The organism is Pseudoalteromonas luteoviolacea (assembly GCF_001750165.1).
Taxonomy (GTDB): Bacteria; Pseudomonadota; Gammaproteobacteria; order Enterobacterales; family Alteromonadaceae; genus Pseudoalteromonas; species Pseudoalteromonas luteoviolacea_G.
The window spans coordinates 646,127-663,203 of record NZ_CP015412.1 but is presented as its reverse complement, the minus strand read 5'-3'; the positions used below and the strand labels follow the sequence as shown (position 1 = coordinate 663,203).

Annotated in this window: 15 protein-coding genes and 1 riboswitch; of the genes, 5 read left to right on the top strand and 10 right to left on the bottom strand. The window is 41.5% G+C overall.

Annotation, left to right across the window (positions count from 1 at the left end; genetic code table 11):
- Nucleotides 1-26: 26 nt before the first annotated feature.
- Nucleotides 27-2,810: a methyl-accepting chemotaxis protein gene (locus S4054249_RS23300; RefSeq protein WP_052961006.1), complete on the top strand. Its 2,784-nt coding sequence runs from the start codon at nucleotides 27-29 to the stop codon at nucleotides 2,808-2,810.
- An 82-nt stretch (nucleotides 2,811-2,892) separates the two neighbouring features.
- Here S4054249_RS23300 and S4054249_RS23295 read toward each other — a convergent pair whose 3' ends face one another.
- Together S4054249_RS23295 and S4054249_RS23290 are read right to left on the bottom strand one after the other, a co-directional pair.
- Nucleotides 2,893-4,182, bottom strand: a complete 1,290-nt coding sequence (locus S4054249_RS23295; RefSeq protein WP_052961005.1) for a S41 family peptidase — start codon at nucleotides 4,180-4,182, stop codon at nucleotides 2,893-2,895.
- A gap of 4 nt (nucleotides 4,183-4,186) precedes the next feature.
- Nucleotides 4,187-4,789 carry a hypothetical protein gene (locus S4054249_RS23290; protein WP_046356760.1) on the bottom strand — a complete coding sequence of 201 codons (603 nt, stop codon included), beginning with the start codon at nucleotides 4,787-4,789 and terminating at the stop codon, nucleotides 4,187-4,189.
- Nucleotides 4,790-5,179: 390 nt separating this feature from the next.
- Between S4054249_RS23290 and S4054249_RS23285 the strand changes: the two genes are divergently transcribed.
- Both S4054249_RS23285 and S4054249_RS23280 read left to right on the top strand, forming a co-directional pair.
- Nucleotides 5,180-5,785 (top strand): HAD family hydrolase, encoded by a 606-nt coding sequence (locus tag S4054249_RS23285; RefSeq protein WP_046356759.1) that lies wholly within the window; start codon nucleotides 5,180-5,182, stop codon nucleotides 5,783-5,785.
- Nucleotides 5,786-5,907: 122 nt separating this feature from the next.
- The gene (locus S4054249_RS23280; protein ID WP_046356758.1) at nucleotides 5,908-6,633 is read left to right on the top strand and encodes a YebC/PmpR family DNA-binding transcriptional regulator; all 726 of its coding nucleotides are present in this window, start codon (nucleotides 5,908-5,910) and stop codon (nucleotides 6,631-6,633) included.
- A gap of 56 nt (nucleotides 6,634-6,689) precedes the next feature.
- Here S4054249_RS23280 and S4054249_RS23275 read toward each other — a convergent pair whose 3' ends face one another.
- Nucleotides 6,690-7,397, bottom strand: coding sequence for a TorF family putative porin (locus S4054249_RS23275; RefSeq protein WP_046356757.1), 708 nt, complete (start codon nucleotides 7,395-7,397; stop codon nucleotides 6,690-6,692).
- A gap of 466 nt (nucleotides 7,398-7,863) precedes the next feature.
- On the opposite strand from S4054249_RS23275, the gene S4054249_RS23270 reads away from it, so the two are divergent.
- A complete protein-coding gene (locus S4054249_RS23270) occupies nucleotides 7,864-9,441 on the top strand; it encodes an alkaline phosphatase D family protein (protein ID WP_046356756.1) in 1,578 nt (525 codons plus the stop codon).
- A gap of 199 nt (nucleotides 9,442-9,640) precedes the next feature.
- Entirely contained in the window at nucleotides 9,641-10,090 is a 450-nt protein-coding gene (locus tag S4054249_RS23265; RefSeq protein WP_046356755.1) for an Hsp20 family protein, read from the top strand.
- Between the two features lie 91 nt (nucleotides 10,091-10,181).
- Here S4054249_RS23265 and S4054249_RS23260 read toward each other — a convergent pair whose 3' ends face one another.
- The 7 genes from S4054249_RS23260 to S4054249_RS23235 form a co-directional block, all read right to left on the bottom strand.
- Nucleotides 10,182-10,508: a hypothetical protein gene (locus tag S4054249_RS23260; protein WP_145925472.1), complete on the bottom strand. Its 327-nt coding sequence runs from the start codon at nucleotides 10,506-10,508 to the stop codon at nucleotides 10,182-10,184.
- 334 nt (nucleotides 10,509-10,842) lie between these two features.
- Nucleotides 10,843-11,013 carry a hypothetical protein gene (locus tag S4054249_RS26745; protein ID WP_155401388.1) on the bottom strand — a complete coding sequence of 57 codons (171 nt, stop codon included), beginning with the start codon at nucleotides 11,011-11,013 and terminating at the stop codon, nucleotides 10,843-10,845.
- A gap of 105 nt (nucleotides 11,014-11,118) precedes the next feature.
- Nucleotides 11,119-13,350 carry a DUF4955 domain-containing protein gene (locus tag S4054249_RS23255; RefSeq protein ID WP_046356753.1) on the bottom strand — a complete coding sequence of 744 codons (2,232 nt, stop codon included), beginning with the start codon at nucleotides 13,348-13,350 and terminating at the stop codon, nucleotides 11,119-11,121.
- An 87-nt stretch (nucleotides 13,351-13,437) separates the two neighbouring features.
- A riboswitch (cyclic di-GMP riboswitch) is annotated at nucleotides 13,438-13,536 on the bottom strand.
- 275 nt (nucleotides 13,537-13,811) lie between these two features.
- Nucleotides 13,812-15,071 (bottom strand): ATP-binding protein, encoded by a 1,260-nt coding sequence (locus S4054249_RS23250; protein WP_046356752.1) that lies wholly within the window; start codon nucleotides 15,069-15,071, stop codon nucleotides 13,812-13,814.
- A gap of 30 nt (nucleotides 15,072-15,101) precedes the next feature.
- Nucleotides 15,102-15,794: a response regulator transcription factor gene (locus tag S4054249_RS23245; RefSeq protein ID WP_046356751.1), complete on the bottom strand. Its 693-nt coding sequence runs from the start codon at nucleotides 15,792-15,794 to the stop codon at nucleotides 15,102-15,104.
- Nucleotides 15,795-15,804: 10 nt separating this feature from the next.
- Nucleotides 15,805-16,173, bottom strand: coding sequence for a DUF3019 domain-containing protein (locus tag S4054249_RS23240; RefSeq protein ID WP_046356750.1), 369 nt, complete (start codon nucleotides 16,171-16,173; stop codon nucleotides 15,805-15,807).
- An 8-nt stretch (nucleotides 16,174-16,181) separates the two neighbouring features.
- Nucleotides 16,182-17,030: a MipA/OmpV family protein gene (locus S4054249_RS23235; protein WP_080928382.1), complete on the bottom strand. Its 849-nt coding sequence runs from the start codon at nucleotides 17,028-17,030 to the stop codon at nucleotides 16,182-16,184.
- Nucleotides 17,031-17,077 lie beyond the last annotated feature (47 nt).

The following is a 17,077-nucleotide window of genomic DNA, read 5'->3' as shown; positions in this document are numbered from 1 at the left end:
AACAACATTTATTCACTAGGTGCCCTATGATATTTTCATCAAGGACAGATCGTCAGAAATTAATCTCTCTTGAAGCCAAACTTAGCGTCTTTTTTGAAAAACAATCCATTCTAGAACTGAATGACGAAGGGATAATCACACATGCAAATCCACACTTTTTAAAGGAAATAGGCTGCCCAAATATTGACTTGAAAATGCAACATTACAGCCGAATAATAAAAACTCAATTCAAGCTCGACAGCCATGCGCCGCTTGAATTACAGGTACAATATGAGCATGGCGCGACCAGCTGGTTCAGAGCCAATATACACGCCAGCTATGATCAGTCATCACGTACTCATCGCTACATTTTATTGCTGGCAAACATCACAGAATATAAACATGCTTTACTTGATCACCTCGGACAAATAGAAGCGATAAATAAGTCGCAAGCAGTCATAGAGTTCAATATGGACGGCACCATCCTTCATGCCAACGATAACTTCTTGCAAGTGATGGGCTACTCACTTGGCGACATCGTTGGTCAACATCACAGCATGTTTGCTGAACCAGCCTATGCCCAAAGCGACGAATATAAAGTGTTCTGGCAACAGCTTAATCAGGGACAGTTTAGTACCGGTGAATATAAAAGGCTGGCAAAAGGTGGGAAAGAAGTATGGATCCACGCATCATACAACCCAATTTTTGATGCCAACGGTATGCCGTATAAAGTTGTCAAATATGCCTCCGACATTACTCAAACGAAACAACAAGCGACAGACTATCAGGGCCAGATCGAAGCTATTAGTAAATCTCAAGCAGTGATAGAGTTTAATATGGATGGCACCATTATTAATGCCAACGACAACTTCTTGTCCGCCATGGGCTATTCCCTAGATGAAATCAAAGGCCAGCATCACAGTATATTTGCAGATGCGGAGTATACAGCAAGCGCCGAATATGCCGCATTTTGGACTCATTTAAATGCAGGGCGCTACTGTGCAGGAGAATATTTACGCAAAGGAAAAAACGGTAAGGAGATTTGGATCCAAGCCTCTTACAATCCTATCTTGGACCTAAATGGCAAGCCTTTTAAAGTCGTAAAGTATGCTGTCGATATCACAGAACAAAAACGCCAAGCTGCAAATTACGAAGGGCAATTGCAAGCCATAGGCAAATCACAAGCGGTGATAGAATTTAATATGGACGGCACCATTATTACTGCCAATGACAACTTTCTAAAGGCTACGGGATATACCCTGGATGAAATAAAAGGGCAACATCACAGTATGTTTGCAGAGCATGACTATGCAAAAAGCCAGTCCTATCATCAATTTTGGCAGCAATTAAATCTGGGTAAGTTTGATTCTGGTGAGTATCAAAGACTCGGTAAAAACGGTAAGAAGATCTGGATCCAAGCCACTTACAACCCTATCTTTGATGCTAATGGTAAACCTTTCAAAGTCGTTAAATTTGCCACAGATATTACCGCACAAAAAATACAAAGCGCGGACTTTGCCGGCCAGCTCGCCGCTATCCATAAGTCCCAAGCGGTCATTGAGTTTAACCTTGATGGCACCATCATTGATGCTAACGAAAACTTTTTAGCGACAACAGGTTACATGTTGGCGGAAATAAAAGGCAAGCACCATAAAATATTTGCAGAAGCTGATTACGCTAATAGCCAAGAATATCAACAGTTTTGGCAACGGCTAAAGCAGGGTCAGTTCGACAGCGGGGAGTACAAACGTATTGCTAAAAATGGCAAAGAAATTTGGATCCAAGCTTCCTATAACCCCATTTTTGACGCTGAAGGCAATCCGTTTAAAGTCGTTAAATACGCTTCAGACATCACCGCAAGAAAACATGCTATTTTAAGTATCAAACAAGCCATTATAGCTTTATCAGGCGGAGAGCTCACCCATACCATTGATGAAGACTTGGGCGCAGAGTTTAATATTTTAAAAGACGCCATGAATAGCCTGATGAGTAACCTAAGTAGTATGGTACAAGAGATCACCGAAGCTTCAAACAATGTTTACCAAGGCGCACAAAGCATCGCCAGTAGTAACGAAGAGCTCAATAAACGTACCGAAAATCAAGGAGCAAGTATTGAGGAGACGGCATCGACGATGGAAGAATTAACCGTCACAGTACAACAAAATGCAAAAAGTGCTAAAGATGTCTCTGATCATGCTGACGAAGTTATGGAAAAAGCACAACAAGGCGGCGAAACTGTCACGAATGCCGTTGCAGCTATGAATGAAATAGAATCATGCAGCAGCCGAATTTCAGACATTATTGGTGTTATTGATGAAATCGCGTTTCAAACCAACTTGCTGGCTCTTAATGCCTCTGTGGAAGCGGCTAGAGCTGGGGAGGCGGGTAGAGGGTTTGCTGTTGTTGCCAGTGAAGTTAGAAACCTAGCACAACGCAGTGCCTCTGCAGCAAAAGAAATAAAAGGGCTTATTCAAGATAGCTCCCAAGCCGTTGCCAAGGGGAGCCAACTTGTATCAGCATCAGGTGACACCTTCAATCAACTCATTCACGTCGTTAAAGAGGTCAATATGATGATCACAGAAATTACCTCCGCCAGCCAAGAGCAATCTGAAGGTGTGGCTGCGGTATCTTCGACCATAGCGCAAATGGACAATGAGACCCAAAACAACATGCATTTGGTTGAGCAATCAACGCATTCCAGTCAAGTAATGAGGCAACAAGCGCAGCACCTGCTGCAGCAAGTCGCTAACTTCAAAACTCAACCACAGACAAATCAGGAATTATTACCAGCACCAGAGGCAAAGGGAATGTTAAGGCTTAATGCAGGATAAGCTTCTCTGCGTATAAGTTTAATCAGTCACAGCTTAACTGTTATGTAGGCTGTGACTTACATGGCTTATTTAAATCGACTTGTTAATTGGCTTTGCTTGCTAATTTTGACAAATGACGTAAACCTGCTTTAAGCGCAAGATCTTCGTTCTCAATATTGTCGATGTGATCGATCACAATATCAGGTAAAAATGCTTCTCTGGGCGTGCCATTGATATGAAATAGCTTTTCAACGGGGATCACCACATTTAACTGAGAGTGCGTCAGTGTATGACCAGAAATGGCGCCTAGCAACTGCGCCATAGGCGTACCGATGACGGTCGCGCGTTGCATGCCATGTAAACCTATGGTCATTCCCTCACCCATACTCCCAGTCCAGCGATTGCTGAGCACCACCAAAGGCTTAGTAAATGTATTATCGCCTCTAGGATAGACAAACTCTTGCCAGCGCCTTTTCACACCAAATTCACGCTCTACCGCCACCAGCTCATGTTCTTGGTATGGAAAACGCTCAGAGATAAAGCGGCTCATAATGCCACGCGCCACATCGCTGTTACCACCACTTGGGGTGTTGCGTAAATCCAAAATTAAAGCGGACGCGTCCTTAAATTCAGCCAACGCTTGGTCAAACGCAGAGATCAACGCATTGTTACCTAGACTGTTCTCGGGTCGAATATACGCAATGTCGCCCATCCATTGGCTCGTCAAGATTGGTTTATCTTGTAAGATGTCGGCAACGACTTGTCGTGTGTCGATTGTGAGCGTCTGTGGTTGCCCTTGCCAACTTACAGTCAATACAATTTTCTGATGGCGAGAACCAGTCAATAATCGATTAAGCACCCAAGTCTGTGCACTCTTTTGTCCTGAAATATTGGCCGATTTAATGGCTTCAAAAACGGGTTTGTGGTTTATCTGTTCAATCTTCATGCCCGCTCTAAAACCAATCTTATGTGCATAGCCATTATGCGGGATTGAAATGATGGTAGCAGCATCATCTTTAACTTCAGCCCACATGGTCAAAGCGGTCGGCATAGGCAAATAATAATCTCGAGGACGTGGTCGGATTTCACTATGTTGATCATAAAAAAACTCAAAGCAGCGATTCAAGTGGCCAGATAAGGCATTGACTGTTTTGATTTGGGCAACTTCTTTTTGCAGACACGCTTCAAATGACGTTTGATCCACATTTTTTGTATCAAGGTACGCATACCTTTGGTGTAAAAGCGAGACAAACGCCTTAATATCCTCGCTCACCTGCTGCGCAGATAAGATCTGTGTGGCGCCTTTTGCAAAGCTAAGGCTAGAAACCGCCAGCGTACTAACAAAAATCGACTGTGCTATATAGGTTCTAGCATTACGTGGTATTTTAAACATCAATTTAATTTCCTTCTTCTTCAAGTTGAGCCTCTCGCTCCCTTAGCGCCTTTTCCAATTCATGTAATGAAATCTCCCCCTTTTGATAACGCTGTTCTTGCTCTAATACATACAGCACAAAACTCAAACTCGACAAAAAAAGATGTGGCCTATGTGTATTTGCTCGTTTCATCAAAATAAGAGATTCACTAAGTTCTGTCAGTGATTCTTGGGACAAGTTTTTAATAAATAACTGCTGAGACATCAGTGCGTCGAGATACTCAGGGTAGGGGAGTGGGTTATCTTTGAAGAATTGTTGTTTCGAATACTTAGTTTCAGAACCCGCTTCATTACTCTGGTAAAACGCCATAACCGCCTGACTATATTCAAGGCTTTCTGTCGCCACCGCTTTAGCAGCATGAAGTAGCTTAATTAAGTCTCGGCGCTCTTTTTCGTCTTCATCATAATTACTGATGGCTATTGCTAATAGCACACCAATAAGCGTTGCGACCATCGTTAGCGCAAAGTTACTTACCAGTTCATTCTCTTTGGTAAACTGCCTCATAGATGGTATGAAAAATACCATACAGCATGCAATTAATATCGCGGTAGTAATTAAATAAGCCATGAGGGACACCTTTATTTATCGTTATTGTGTGGTGTTTATTTATTACTTTAACAGCCAATGATATGAATTTTAAGATAAATTTAAAAAACATTTACTGATAGCCAATACGTACATAGATGGCTCGTCTCATATCCAAAAGCCCTTAACTTGTACTAAATAGTGGTAAATTAGCGCCACTGTTGAGTTAAACAAGTTCATGACAAAACACAGTGAAAGTGCCCGTATTTAAAAAACTCAAAACTCGTGATTTTTGCGCTTTTTATGACGCTCAGGTAAGTCCTGTTACCTCATTTGATTATTTTTTACTGTGATCTTTGCAACCTTAATTGACGTACTCTATGGTTAAAGGCAGGCAGAGTGTCTTGCTATGGAATACGAGGTAAGAAACGCATGATTAAAGGAATTATTTTTGACTTGGATGGCACATTAGTGACCTCCAATCTTGATTTCGCAATGATGAAAGCACAGCTTGGATGTCCAAGAGAGGAAGATTTACTTGAGTTTATCAATGCACTGCCATCCCCATATATGCGTGAAGAAGCTATGTCGCTTATTCACCAACATGAAATGCAAGACGCACACCAAGCTGAATTTTTACCCGGGGTAAAGCAGGCCATATTCGAGCTGTCTAATAAAGGCTTTCCGATGGCCATTGTGACCCGGAACTTTGCCAAAGCTGCGCAAATCAAGCTCGAGCGCTGCAACTTACCCATAGAACTCATCCTGACCCGTGATGATGCTCCCGCCAAGCCCAACCCTGCTGCACTCAATCTCGTTGCGAAGCAATGGGGCATGCCTAACAGTGCATGTATATACGTTGGAGATTACCTATATGATATTGAAGCGGCGAATAACGCAAACATGATCTCGTGTTTATATTCACCTGATATAACACCTGATTACTCACAAAAAGCAGACATCATATTTCGCCATTGGGAAGCGTTTTTACCTCTGATCGAGCAAAATAACCTTAAATACCAACACCAATTAGCCTGACGCATTCATTTTATGGTAATAAACCTGCTTTATCGCAGGCCTCGCGCCCAATAGGGTATAGCCCAACGCGCCGAGTCTTGTTAGAATCTTGTGCAATTGAATTTCAAATAACGAGAATTAAGATGGGTAGAGCATTTGAAGTCCGCAAAAACGCCATGGCAAAAACGGCAGCGGCAAAAACTAAGGTAAACTCCAAATACGGTAAAGAGATCTATGTAATTGCAAAGAATGGCGGCGCAGATCCTGAAACAAACCTATCCCTTCGTCGTTTGATCGAAAAAGCTAAGAAAGATCAGGTTCCAGCACACGTAATCGACAAAGCAATCGAAAAAGCGGCTGGTGGTGCTGGTGAAGATTACTCGCCAGCACGTTATGAGGGTTATGGTCCAGGTAACTGTATGGTTATCGTTGACTGCTTAACTGACAACCCAAATCGTACAATCAAAGATGTACGCCTTCCATTTACTAAAACCGATTCAAAAATCGGTAGCCCAGGCTGTGTTGCACACATGTTTGATCACTTTGCAATTTTAGGATTTGCAGGTGACGATGATGAATCAGTACTAGAAGCATTAATGATGGCTGACGTTGACGTGACAGATGTTGAAGTAGAAGACGGTAAAGTGTCTGTATTCGCACCTAACACTGAGTACTTCAAAGCAAAGACTGCATTAACTGAAGCGTTTGAAGGCATTACATTCGAAGTAGACGAAATCACGTGGATCCCGCAAACTCATGTTGAAATCGAAAACGAAGATGACATTGCAAACTTCGAAAAATTCATGGGCATGCTTGAAGACTGTGACGACGTTCAAAACGTTTACCACAACGCGATTGTGAAGAAGTAATCGACAAGCTCACTCTAAAAAAGTCGGACATAGTCCGGCTTTTTTGTGTCTAGATGTTAGAAGTCAAAAGTGCGAGACACTGAAAACGCAATTCGTTCGTCCGAGGTATCCGAATCGATGGAAGTATCTTCAGCGGCAATCGATAAGTCAAAGCCTGACAAGCTGGTGGAGTAAGCTATTTCATAGTGGTGGTAAGAACTGTCCGTTCCATCCCAAGTCTGATCTCCACCGACATAGTTAGACACCGTATAGCTTAAAGAAATATCATGATTGTCGGCTACTTCAATGGTATGTGACAGAGTTGTAATTACGTGCTCTTCATCTTGACCCGCATAATCCCAGCTATACCAAAAATTAAATTCTGTCGTACCTAAAGCATTATCAAAACCAAACTTGGTGTACGCTTCTGGATAGTTAATATCACTCGAATCGTCTCCACCGTAATAGCTGTAGTATGCCATGCCAACATCTAAGCTGATTGCATCAGTTAATGACCAAGTTTTGCCAAAGTAAATATCCACTTCCACATCTGTGCCATCATCAAAATCGACGTTTGAGGCCCAAGAGCCTGCATACCAATTTGTTTCAGAGTTGCTGTAATCAAGGCTAGCTTGCAAAGCAAAATCATTTTCAGTTTGGCTGATACCATTAAATGTATAGTCCGAAGCACCGGTAATAGTTGAAGACCAATCACTCGCAATAACCGTATTTGTAACCATCAAAAAAGACAATGTGGATAATGTGAGTCGCAGATTTTTTTTCATAATATTTATCTCAAACGTACGGTATTCCCGAACCTATTTAGTTTTAAAGTCACAATAGCGCTATCTACATACTGCATGTGCAACAAGTTTAGTGTAACTCACTGGTTAAACAATATGTTTCCTCAAAAGAAGAACAATAATTCAACATTTAACCCAGTAAAATCACAAAATACACAATAAGATGTAGATAACATTATCGCTTAAAGACGATACCATTTAGCGAAAGTTAACCCGTATAAAAGTATCATTTTTTATATAACACCTTATTTTTAATGGCATAATATTATCATTTTTGCGATTTAAAGCATACTCATCGTCCTACTGGATAACACAAGGTCGATATTTATACTATTTAAATAATCACACTTATAAATTTATCCTTCCTATAAATTTACAGTTAAGAAATAAAAGTTTAACGATTACGGAGTTAAATAGACAAAAAACACCAAAATTAGAGTAAATACTTATGAACATTTCTCGTCGCCAATTTGTTAAAAGCAGCATGATCATCTCAAGCTTACCTCTGAGCCTCTCACTATCGGGCTGCACCTTCTCTGAAAACCCTTTCAGCCATGGCGTGGCCAGTGGAGATCCCCTATCAGATAGCGTGATATTGTGGACTAGAGTAACCATTCCAAAAGAAGTAAAAGAGCGCGTTGATATCGACACATTGACAGTGAAAGTAATTTGGCAAGTTGCGGCAGATAGTAGTTTTTCTAACATCATTACTAGTGGTCACGTGATAACGAGCCAAGCGCAAGACTTTACTGTAAAAGTAGATGCCAAAGGCCTGCAAGAAAACACCCGATATGTATACCGTTTTATTATCGATGAGCTCGATGAGCCACTTATCTCACCAACAGGAAGAACCAAAACTCTACCAGAATATGATGTCAGCAATATCAAGTTAGCGATGGCATCATGCTCTCACTTCAGTTACGGCTACTTTAATGTGTATGCACGTATCGCAGAGATTGCAGACTTAGATGCGGTACTGCATCTGGGTGATTATTTATACGAGTATGGCAATAAAGACATCTACAGAAACCCTTTTTTATGGAATCGTAAAGTAACACCAAATCACGAAATGGTGACATTATCCGACTACCGCCAAAGACATGCCTGCTATAAAACGGATACTGATCTGCAAAAATTGCATCAAACCCACCCGATGATCTGTATTTGGGATGACCACGAGTTTACCAATGATGCATGGCGAGAAGGTGCTAAAAACCATAATGATGGTGAAGGCACATGGCAAGTGCGCAGCCATGCTGCCGTTCAAGCGTATTATGAGTGGATGCCAATAAGAGAGCCTCAACATGCAGCCAGAGAAAAAGCATACCGCCGTTTTCGGTTTGGTAAACTGGCCGAACTTAATATGTTAGATACGCGTTTTATCGGCAGGGAGCAACAAGTCGATGTGAAAGATCCAGCACGCCTAGATGAACAACGCACATTACTCGGCTACGAACAAGAGCAATGGCTACAAGACAACTTGCTAGATGCCAAACGTAATGGTGTAACATGGCAGTTGATTGGTCAGCAAGTGCAAATGATGCAGATTCAGATGCTTGGTAAGCCAATTAATACAGATTCTTGGGATGGATATCCAGCAGCCAGAAATCGACTATTAGATTTTATCGAACACAACCACATCAATAACGCCGTTATATTAACCGGAGATGTGCATTCATCTTGGGCAGCCAACATCTGTAAAGACCCTTACGACTGGCAAAAATATAACCGCTTTACCCATGATGGTGCTGTTGCTGTTGAAATTGTGACTTCATCGGTGACCTCCCCCTCCATTCCTGTGCCAGGTTTACAGCAACTTGTCGGAGACGTTGGCAAAATCTTAATGCCCGAAAATCCACACATTCGATATGTTGATCTCGCGAACCGCGGGTTCGTGACATTGGAGATCAATAAAGAACGACTACAAGCAAATTGGCATCACGTCCCTTTTGTTGGCTTTAAAAATGAGCAAGTACATATTGGAAAGCGCTTTACTGTGTATTCAGGCAAATCCAAACTATGCTAGAACTCCTCGGAAAAGCCCGAAAATTGGGCTTTTTAAAATTTATTTTAATTTTTTACTTGAAAACTATTTGCCCCGTCCATAGATAGTATTGTGAGGACGCCGACAGGGTCCCAACCAAAACAAATGTTATTTTTTTAGTTTGTTTATCAGTTCACAAGAAGGGTAAACAAACATTATCGCTTATTAAGAGGATATTATTATGCGCAACGTAGATCTAACTCCACTATACCGTTCATTCATTGGCTTCGATCATTTAGCATCACTTATGGACCGTGCTGCCCACAATGGCAAGCAAGCAAGTTATCCACCATATAACATCGAAGCACTAGACCAAGACAAATACCAAATCACTATGGCTGTGGCCGGGTTTAGCGAAAGTGAATTACATATAGAGTCTGAGAACAATACGCTCAGGATCAAAGGTCAAAAAGCTAATAAAGAAGAGAGTGTAGAGCGTAAATTTATACACCAAGGCATCGCTGAACGTAATTTTGAACAAAGCTTCCAGCTTGGCGATCATGTCAGAGTCATCGGTGCAGAACTAGAAAACGGATTACTGGTCGTCAAATTAGAAAGAGAAGTGCCTGAAGCATTGAAACCGAGAAAAATTGAAATCGGCAAAGGCAAGCTGCTAGAAAACGAGAGTTAATCTTAGTAAGCAACCTATTTGATTACCCCCTGGATAAAGTCGCTATATGCGGCTTTTTCTGTTCCCGTAAACCCCCTTTACAAACTGTCACTCATCGCTTTCTTTCAATTCCACACAGTTCACTATCTGAACATGACCTTGCAGATTCCTCAGTACCTTTAGCACCTTGATCCGAGTGTACTCGGTCACCGCACTGTTCTTTATACTCAATTGAATCCTGCATATTATCATATATATAAGCAACTGATGAAAATGCAGCAGACGTTGCAGCCACCAATGCAGGAATATAAATATCATTTGGATAGTAAGGCGTCACATTAGACGCTTCATCAGCAAAGACGATGACATCAATATCCGTTTTTTCGCGCACAAGATCGCAATGCTCATCAAAATAAGTAGACTTTTTCGGCGCAAACACACACCCACTCAAACCCAGTATAATCACTAAAACTAAACTCTGCTTAAAGCCTTTCAAAACAATCTCACATAATCTAATTGAACAATTAATATAGCAGACTAGATATACGGAATTTGTAACAGTGTGTAGCCTAATTAAGCAATAAATTAGGGATAGTGACCTGACAATATATTTAAAAAAGAATTTACACTCAGCAGGGCAGGGATGAATAAGATTGATAAACTTAAAGCAGTGAGCCAGAGTATTTATAGACAAGTACAGAAAGCCAACAACATTTAGACTAGTGGCTATAACGCTCGGTGCATTTCATATGCACCGAGCTTCACAACATAATTTATAGTGCGTCTTTACTACATAAATCCATGTTTGCTTTATCTTTAAGCTTTAAGCAATACATAGATGTTTCATTTACTTCAATACCATTAATCATAAAGCTAGAAAACCAGCCAAATACTAACGCTAAAGCCACGATTGCATACTTTTTATATGGAGGTAATGTTGTCATGTTTAATACCTTACTACTATTTTGTCAGCCTTCTATGCTGGCCAAATAAATCTTGAAAATAGGTGCCAACTGCCTGTATCCAGCTTGGTAGGCACCTTGTAAAAATTAGCGATATACGCGAACGTTTCTTACTTCACCTTTGAACGGGTATGTATTCTTTGGTGTAGAGCCGATGCTAAGTGGTACATCATTTTGCTTTGGTAGCACAATGCTCTTGCTACCCATTGACTGTCCATCAATGCTCAGTGATAAAACGTTACCCTCTAACTGCATTTCAAGTTTGTGCCATTTGCCATCAGCAAAGTTACCTGCGTTGACACCTTTACCATTGATACGTGCACTGATGACACCTTCTTTATTTACTTGGATGTAATATGCGTTTTGTGTACCGTAATTGCCTTTCGATAACATGAAACCCGTTTTAGTCGTGCTGAAATTCTCGTATCTAAACTCAAGCTCAATTTTGCTGAATTGGTCGATGTCACCGAGCTCAATGCGCTGATCAACGCCGTTAAATGTACCTTGATATTCACCATACACTTTGCCATCTTGCCCTTGACCTGACAGGTCACATACACTGCCTTTCAATGACCAAGCACCAATTAAATTGTCACCAGTCACTTTTTTTGCACAGCGGCGCTGCTGTAACTGTTGCGCGTATAAACTTTCGATATCAGTGTGACTTTGCACATGTGCTTGTGGCTTATCAGCCAAACTTGTGTCATATCTTTGCTGACTCTCAAAGCCATTGAATCCAGCGCCTTTTAAACCAACAACATATGGCATGATCACACGACCATACTTACTGTCGTGGCGCATAAACGCCCACTTATCAATTGACTCGTTTTGTGCTGTATTCGTGATGTTCCAAAACACTAAATGCTTAAGGTGGTTAGGCTGTGCACCGACAGAGCCGCCCATAAAGCCATAATTCCAACCGCCAGTACTGTTTTCAATTAAATTGCTGTAAGGCATATTGGCATGCAAGTTATGAAAGCGATCAGGTGAGTGTGTTGAGCCAGAAATTACGTTGCCCGCAGCTTTATGAGAAAAGCCTGCCGCATGCCAGTGCTCAGCTTGATCATCAATGTTTTGTGCCAAAACATGGGTCGATGCATTAATGTCTAAGCTGATATGACCTGGGTTACCAGTAAACGCTAAGTCTTTTAAGGTCATCGCGGCACTGTTTACCACAGAAACGCCTTGGTTTAAGTCGATAAACTCCACGTTTTTAAGCCATGCATGTGCAACACGAGAGAAACGGATAGCACTCCATCCACCATCATGTACACCACTTTTATGGTGTTTGAATGCTTCATGCCAATTACCTTGAATCGTCAGATTTTCAACACCGATATTTTGTACCAGACGCGCTTGTTTCAAACCCCAGTAACCATCGTTTTCAACATCATGATGGATAACCGCGGCGAATGTCACTTCATTATCTTCAATGGCAGTGATTTGATGAAACTCTTGTGAGCGAACCCCTTTTTTGATCATCCCCCACTTACCATCTAACTTATAAGGTGATAATGCTTTGGCAATCGTCTCTGTGCGAGGGTCAAAGCGAGACAGTTGTACCCACTGACCAACTTTAAGCAAAGATGTATCACGAACTTGCACAGAACGCGTAGATTGTCTTGGGTGGCTAGAAGTAATATCAGTAATAAAACGCTCTTTACTAGGAGAGGTTACCGACTCGCGTACACTTTTCACTTTAGGGTCGCGGTTAGCGTAGTTATAACCAATCTCAAATAGATAAGGACTTGTCCACATTTTATTTGGATAAACTAAATCTAAATGCTGGTCCATTTTTAAAATACTGAGCTGACTCTCACCACGCAATATCATGTTGCCACGTGATATCTTGATCGTTGCGCTTTCACGGCTCTTACGACCTTCAACAGTATCGGACTTATCTATGTCTGCAACATCAGACAATGTATTCAGGTCATACGTACCGTTAGGGAAATAAATAACTGCGCCTTTACCACCTTCATCAATATGCTTTTCAGCTGCCGCAATGGCATCACGTACTGCTTGTTTGTCAGAGCGACCTGGAGCGATATCTGCACCGTAACCAGTTACATCAAAAATACGGTAACCCAGTTCATTGACGTTCGGGATCGCTTGGTTCGAGAACTGATAGCCTGCGTATGAAAAGTTAGAGATGATCTGATCATCTGCTATTTGCGTGCTTGGATCTCTCAGATCTGATTGTGATGATCTAGATTCTAGGTAGCTATGCCAAAAATCGTTTGCATAACCCTGCATTGGAAACCAGCCTGTCACAGCGCATAGTGCTACAAGTAATGGTTTATTAGAAAATGTTTTCATATCTATCCTCAAATAACTACGTTTGTAGTGGTATTGAGTAGATCTGGCAGTCACATCCCTCTTGAATATTCATAGTATCCCTAACTATGAAGCAACCCCGCTATCGTGTGCATCGCATGAGTATACAATGCATTTAGACCGGAAGCTTTGCGTCCTAGGCTTTCACCTAGTTTGCCAGTAACTACAGTTTGTGTAAATTTCAGGAGGAATGTATAGGAAGGTTCCAAATTGGTCAATTATTAATTAGAGCAAAAATCCTAATTCGTTGTCCAAGCAGGAATTATAAATTATTAAAATTATATTACAGATAAAATATTCCCTTTTAAAGGTACCAATATCAGCGTATTAGGCACTGTTTTGTGTACAAAATAAGGGGAAATTGACCTATGAAAGCGCCGCTGCAGATCATCGCGATTACATTGGCAGCCACTGCATTGCACTAATAAGCGTAAAAACACTTTTTAAAGGGCTGGGATCCTAACGGTAATACAAGCGCCTCCTAATTCTGAGCACGCACCAGCTGATACTCGTCCTCGGTAACGTGTGATAATTTTGGCACTGAATGCTAAACCAATACCAAACCCAGCACAGTGCTGGCGGTTGAGTCTGACAAATGGTTTGAAAATATCATTCAGTTTACGGACATCAATCCCTTTTCCATCATCACTGATTGCAACTACAAATTCACTATTATCTTGATATAAGGTCACTAAACAGCGGCTATGCCCATACTTCAATGCATTATCAATAATATTAGAAATAGCCATAGAAAAATAACGTTGATCAACACTAATAAACGCCTGTTGCGGTGTGATATTAAGCTCAACAGCACCATCAAAAGAAACGTCAACTAAGTTACGAAGTACCACAGCTAAGTCAAGTGACTGTGGGTTGGCCTCATCTAAACTATGCTGCAACCTAGCAAAATCCAACATATGGATCAGCAAGCCTTCCATATCATCTAATTGCTGGTTTACGCGCGCTTCGTATTTAGCCCTAAGCGCTTCATCTTGTGTTTCGACAATGGTATCTAGGCCCATTCTTATTCGGGCCAATGGGGTCCTTAACTCATGGGATAATCCACCAGCAAGCAATTTAATATCATCCATGAGCAGATTAATCTTGTTTGCCATCTGATTAAATGACTGCTCAATATCTCGGATATACCAAAGCGTGCCCACCTTCAACCTGACATCTAATTGACCATCACCAAATTTGGCGGCTGTATCGCTTAAATGCATTAGCCGACGAACAAAAGGGGTTAAGAAAAGCACTAAAATGATGACGAGAAGAAGGTAAAAAATAAGCGTTAAAGAAAGGCGGTAATCATCCTGCTCAGTCCGTTTATCATACTGATAAACCAAAATATTCTGTTCATTAGTCAACAAGTGGACTTTCACGTGATCCTGCGTCTCGAGAAATACAGGCTCTTGTCTTTGAAGTTGCTGTTGTAATTGAATCGGCAAAGGGTACTCATTCATAACGTGAAGGCGCACAGATGTATTGCTATTATCCAAAATTGTCTGTTGAAGCTGTTTGTCAAAAACGAACTGACTTTCTTGAGATGCCATCATCTCTAGTAATGGCAATGCCAAAGAGAGCTGTTCTGATACATCTGACTGTGCAGACTCTTCTGAGGAATAAAGGACATCAAATACCTGGCCTAGAGCTATGCTTGCAATGAGCAGCACACTTACAAGCGCAACAACAAACCGCCACATTTTATATACACTGCCTTCTAAATAAATACATTACCAAGTATCCTTCGAAAGCTGATAGCCCTTACCCCAGACGGTGGCGATTTTGTATGGCGCCTCTTTATCACCGAGCTTTTTTCGTAAACGGGATACGCGTAAATCTATGGTGCGATCAAAGCCATCATACTCAAAGCCTCGCAGCTCCTGCACTAAATCCTGACGTGTTACGACGCTACCGGCATGCTTGGCTAGCACCCATAAGACATCAAACTCATTGCTTGATACTTGAATATTTTGACCACCGAGTAGCACTTGTCGATTACCCAAATCGACTTCAAGGGCACCTATCACTAATTTTTCATCATTAATTTCTGTTGTCACTGTGGCACGCCTCAGCAAGGTCCGCATTCTGGCTTCCAGTAAACGGCCTCTCACCGGTTTTGTTAAATAGTCGTCAGCACCCATTTCTAAGCCTAAGATTTCGTCAATTTCTTCATCTCTGGCTGTCAGCATTAAAATCGGCGTTTGCATTAATTGCCTTAGCGCTTTGCATACATCCAAGCCGTCCATACTGGGTAGCATGCCATCTAAAATAATGAGATCGGGCTTGGTCTTTTGAATCGCTTCAAAGCCAACTAACCCATCGTGATAAACATCAACATGGTACTGTTTTGCTCTGAGATAATCCGCTATCCACTGGGCCAACTCGATATCATCTTCTACTAAAGCAACCTTACACTGGCTCATCTACACATCCTTAAAACATTCTCCATCGTACCGCCTTGCTTTTTCTTTTTTTATAAATCCAAGCGTATTCTATTGTTTTCGCGAAGATAATTTTTTCACTGCTACTTTTTAGGCTGATGGCTAAATTATCCGTCATCATAATTTCATTTTGCCATTCTCCATGTGCAACATTTTGCCAGCAATGCAACTGTTGCTCGTTAGCAAATAAGCAGTAGTTACCGACACTGTTCACTTGCCAGCTAACAGAAACATCGACATAGCATTCTTGTCCCTGCTCCAGAGCAACGCATTGCTCAGGCTTAATGATAAACTGTGGCTCGTTAGAAGCTGCGAATGCAAGGGCTGGCGTAAGAAAAAAAACAGCAATATATTTTTTCATTTCGCCTCCTAAAACACGTAACTCATGGTGACGCTTATATGGCGACCAAGCCTACTACGATTGGAGATGGTGTTAAGCGCATCTAACGAATACGGACTATCATCTATACTGGTGGCGTAATCAGTCAGCCCAATGGCGCCATCAACCACCCAGTGCTTGCCAACAGGCGTAGTAAAACCCAGCTTTAATTTAATGTTCACCCCTCCGGAGGCTTGGTAAGGATCTACTCTTGCTGAGTGGTAAGGCACACCATAATAATAATTAAGCATAGCGCTGTTACGATACTGAAAGCCGACCGAGCTATAAAAGTGCCAATTTTTATGCTGCCATGATTTCGCAATCCAAAAAGAGGCGTAAGCCCCGCCGTCATATTCACTATTATCCGCTTTAGGCGCAAGGATGGTTTGAATTTGATAGCTGCCTATGGCACCAGTGGCACGAAGCCCCAAGTACCCAGTCAAATCCCGCTCATCATATGCATTTGATACATATCCATAGTAGGAAATGTGTGCATGCGCAGCCGAGAAAATAACATCAATCTCCCACTCGCTAGAATTATAAAGGTTGTAGCCCATCGCCCATTGCGGCTCAAATTTACTGTCACTCCCAGGCACTTCAACAAAAAGTCCATTTTCAAAGTAATAATTGCCGTTGATATTTAAAATTGGCCGGGTAGCAATATTTGTAAGTAGCCCCCCGCCATAAGAAGCACCAAAACCTAACGACAGAAATCCGCCTGCTTCGCGCTTATTTGAAAACCCTTGCCAAAAGCTGGCCTCTTCTTCTGCGTAAGCGGTTGGAAAATGAAAAATTGAAGCAGCCAAACATATAGGCATCCACTTTCTTTTAGAGTACATAGCAGTTTCTTATCTTTATTATTAGCTAACTAATGTATTGAATTAAT

Bases quoted from the DNA above. Each gene is read 5' to 3' on its own strand.
- S4054249_RS23265 (WP_046356755.1), top strand. From the start codon at position 9,641: ATGCGCAACGTAGATCTAACTCCACTATACCGTTCATTCATTGGCTTC.
- S4054249_RS23270 (WP_046356756.1), top strand. From the start codon at position 7,864: ATGAACATTTCTCGTCGCCAATTTGTTAAAAGCAGCATGATCATCTCA.
- S4054249_RS23300 (WP_052961006.1), top strand. From the start codon at position 27: ATGATATTTTCATCAAGGACAGATCGTCAGAAATTAATCTCTCTTGAA.
- S4054249_RS23250 (WP_046356752.1), bottom strand. From the start codon at position 15,071: ATGTGGCGGTTTGTTGTTGCGCTTGTAAGTGTGCTGCTCATTGCAAGC.
- S4054249_RS23240 (WP_046356750.1), bottom strand. From the start codon at position 16,173: ATGAAAAAATATATTGCTGTTTTTTTTCTTACGCCAGCCCTTGCATTC.
- S4054249_RS23235 (WP_080928382.1), bottom strand. From the start codon at position 17,030: ATGTACTCTAAAAGAAAGTGGATGCCTATATGTTTGGCTGCTTCAATT.
- S4054249_RS23255 (WP_046356753.1), bottom strand. From the start codon at position 13,350: ATGAAAACATTTTCTAATAAACCATTACTTGTAGCACTATGCGCTGTG.
- S4054249_RS23275 (WP_046356757.1), bottom strand. From the start codon at position 7,397: ATGAAAAAAAATCTGCGACTCACATTATCCACATTGTCTTTTTTGATG.
- S4054249_RS26745 (WP_155401388.1), bottom strand. From the start codon at position 11,013: ATGACAACATTACCTCCATATAAAAAGTATGCAATCGTGGCTTTAGCG.
- S4054249_RS23290 (WP_046356760.1), bottom strand. From the start codon at position 4,789: ATGGCTTATTTAATTACTACCGCGATATTAATTGCATGCTGTATGGTA.
- S4054249_RS23245 (WP_046356751.1), bottom strand. From the start codon at position 15,794: ATGAGCCAGTGTAAGGTTGCTTTAGTAGAAGATGATATCGAGTTGGCC.
- S4054249_RS23295 (WP_052961005.1), bottom strand. From the start codon at position 4,182: ATGTTTAAAATACCACGTAATGCTAGAACCTATATAGCACAGTCGATT.
- S4054249_RS23285 (WP_046356759.1), top strand. From the start codon at position 5,180: ATGATTAAAGGAATTATTTTTGACTTGGATGGCACATTAGTGACCTCC.
- S4054249_RS23280 (WP_046356758.1), top strand. From the start codon at position 5,908: ATGGGTAGAGCATTTGAAGTCCGCAAAAACGCCATGGCAAAAACGGCA.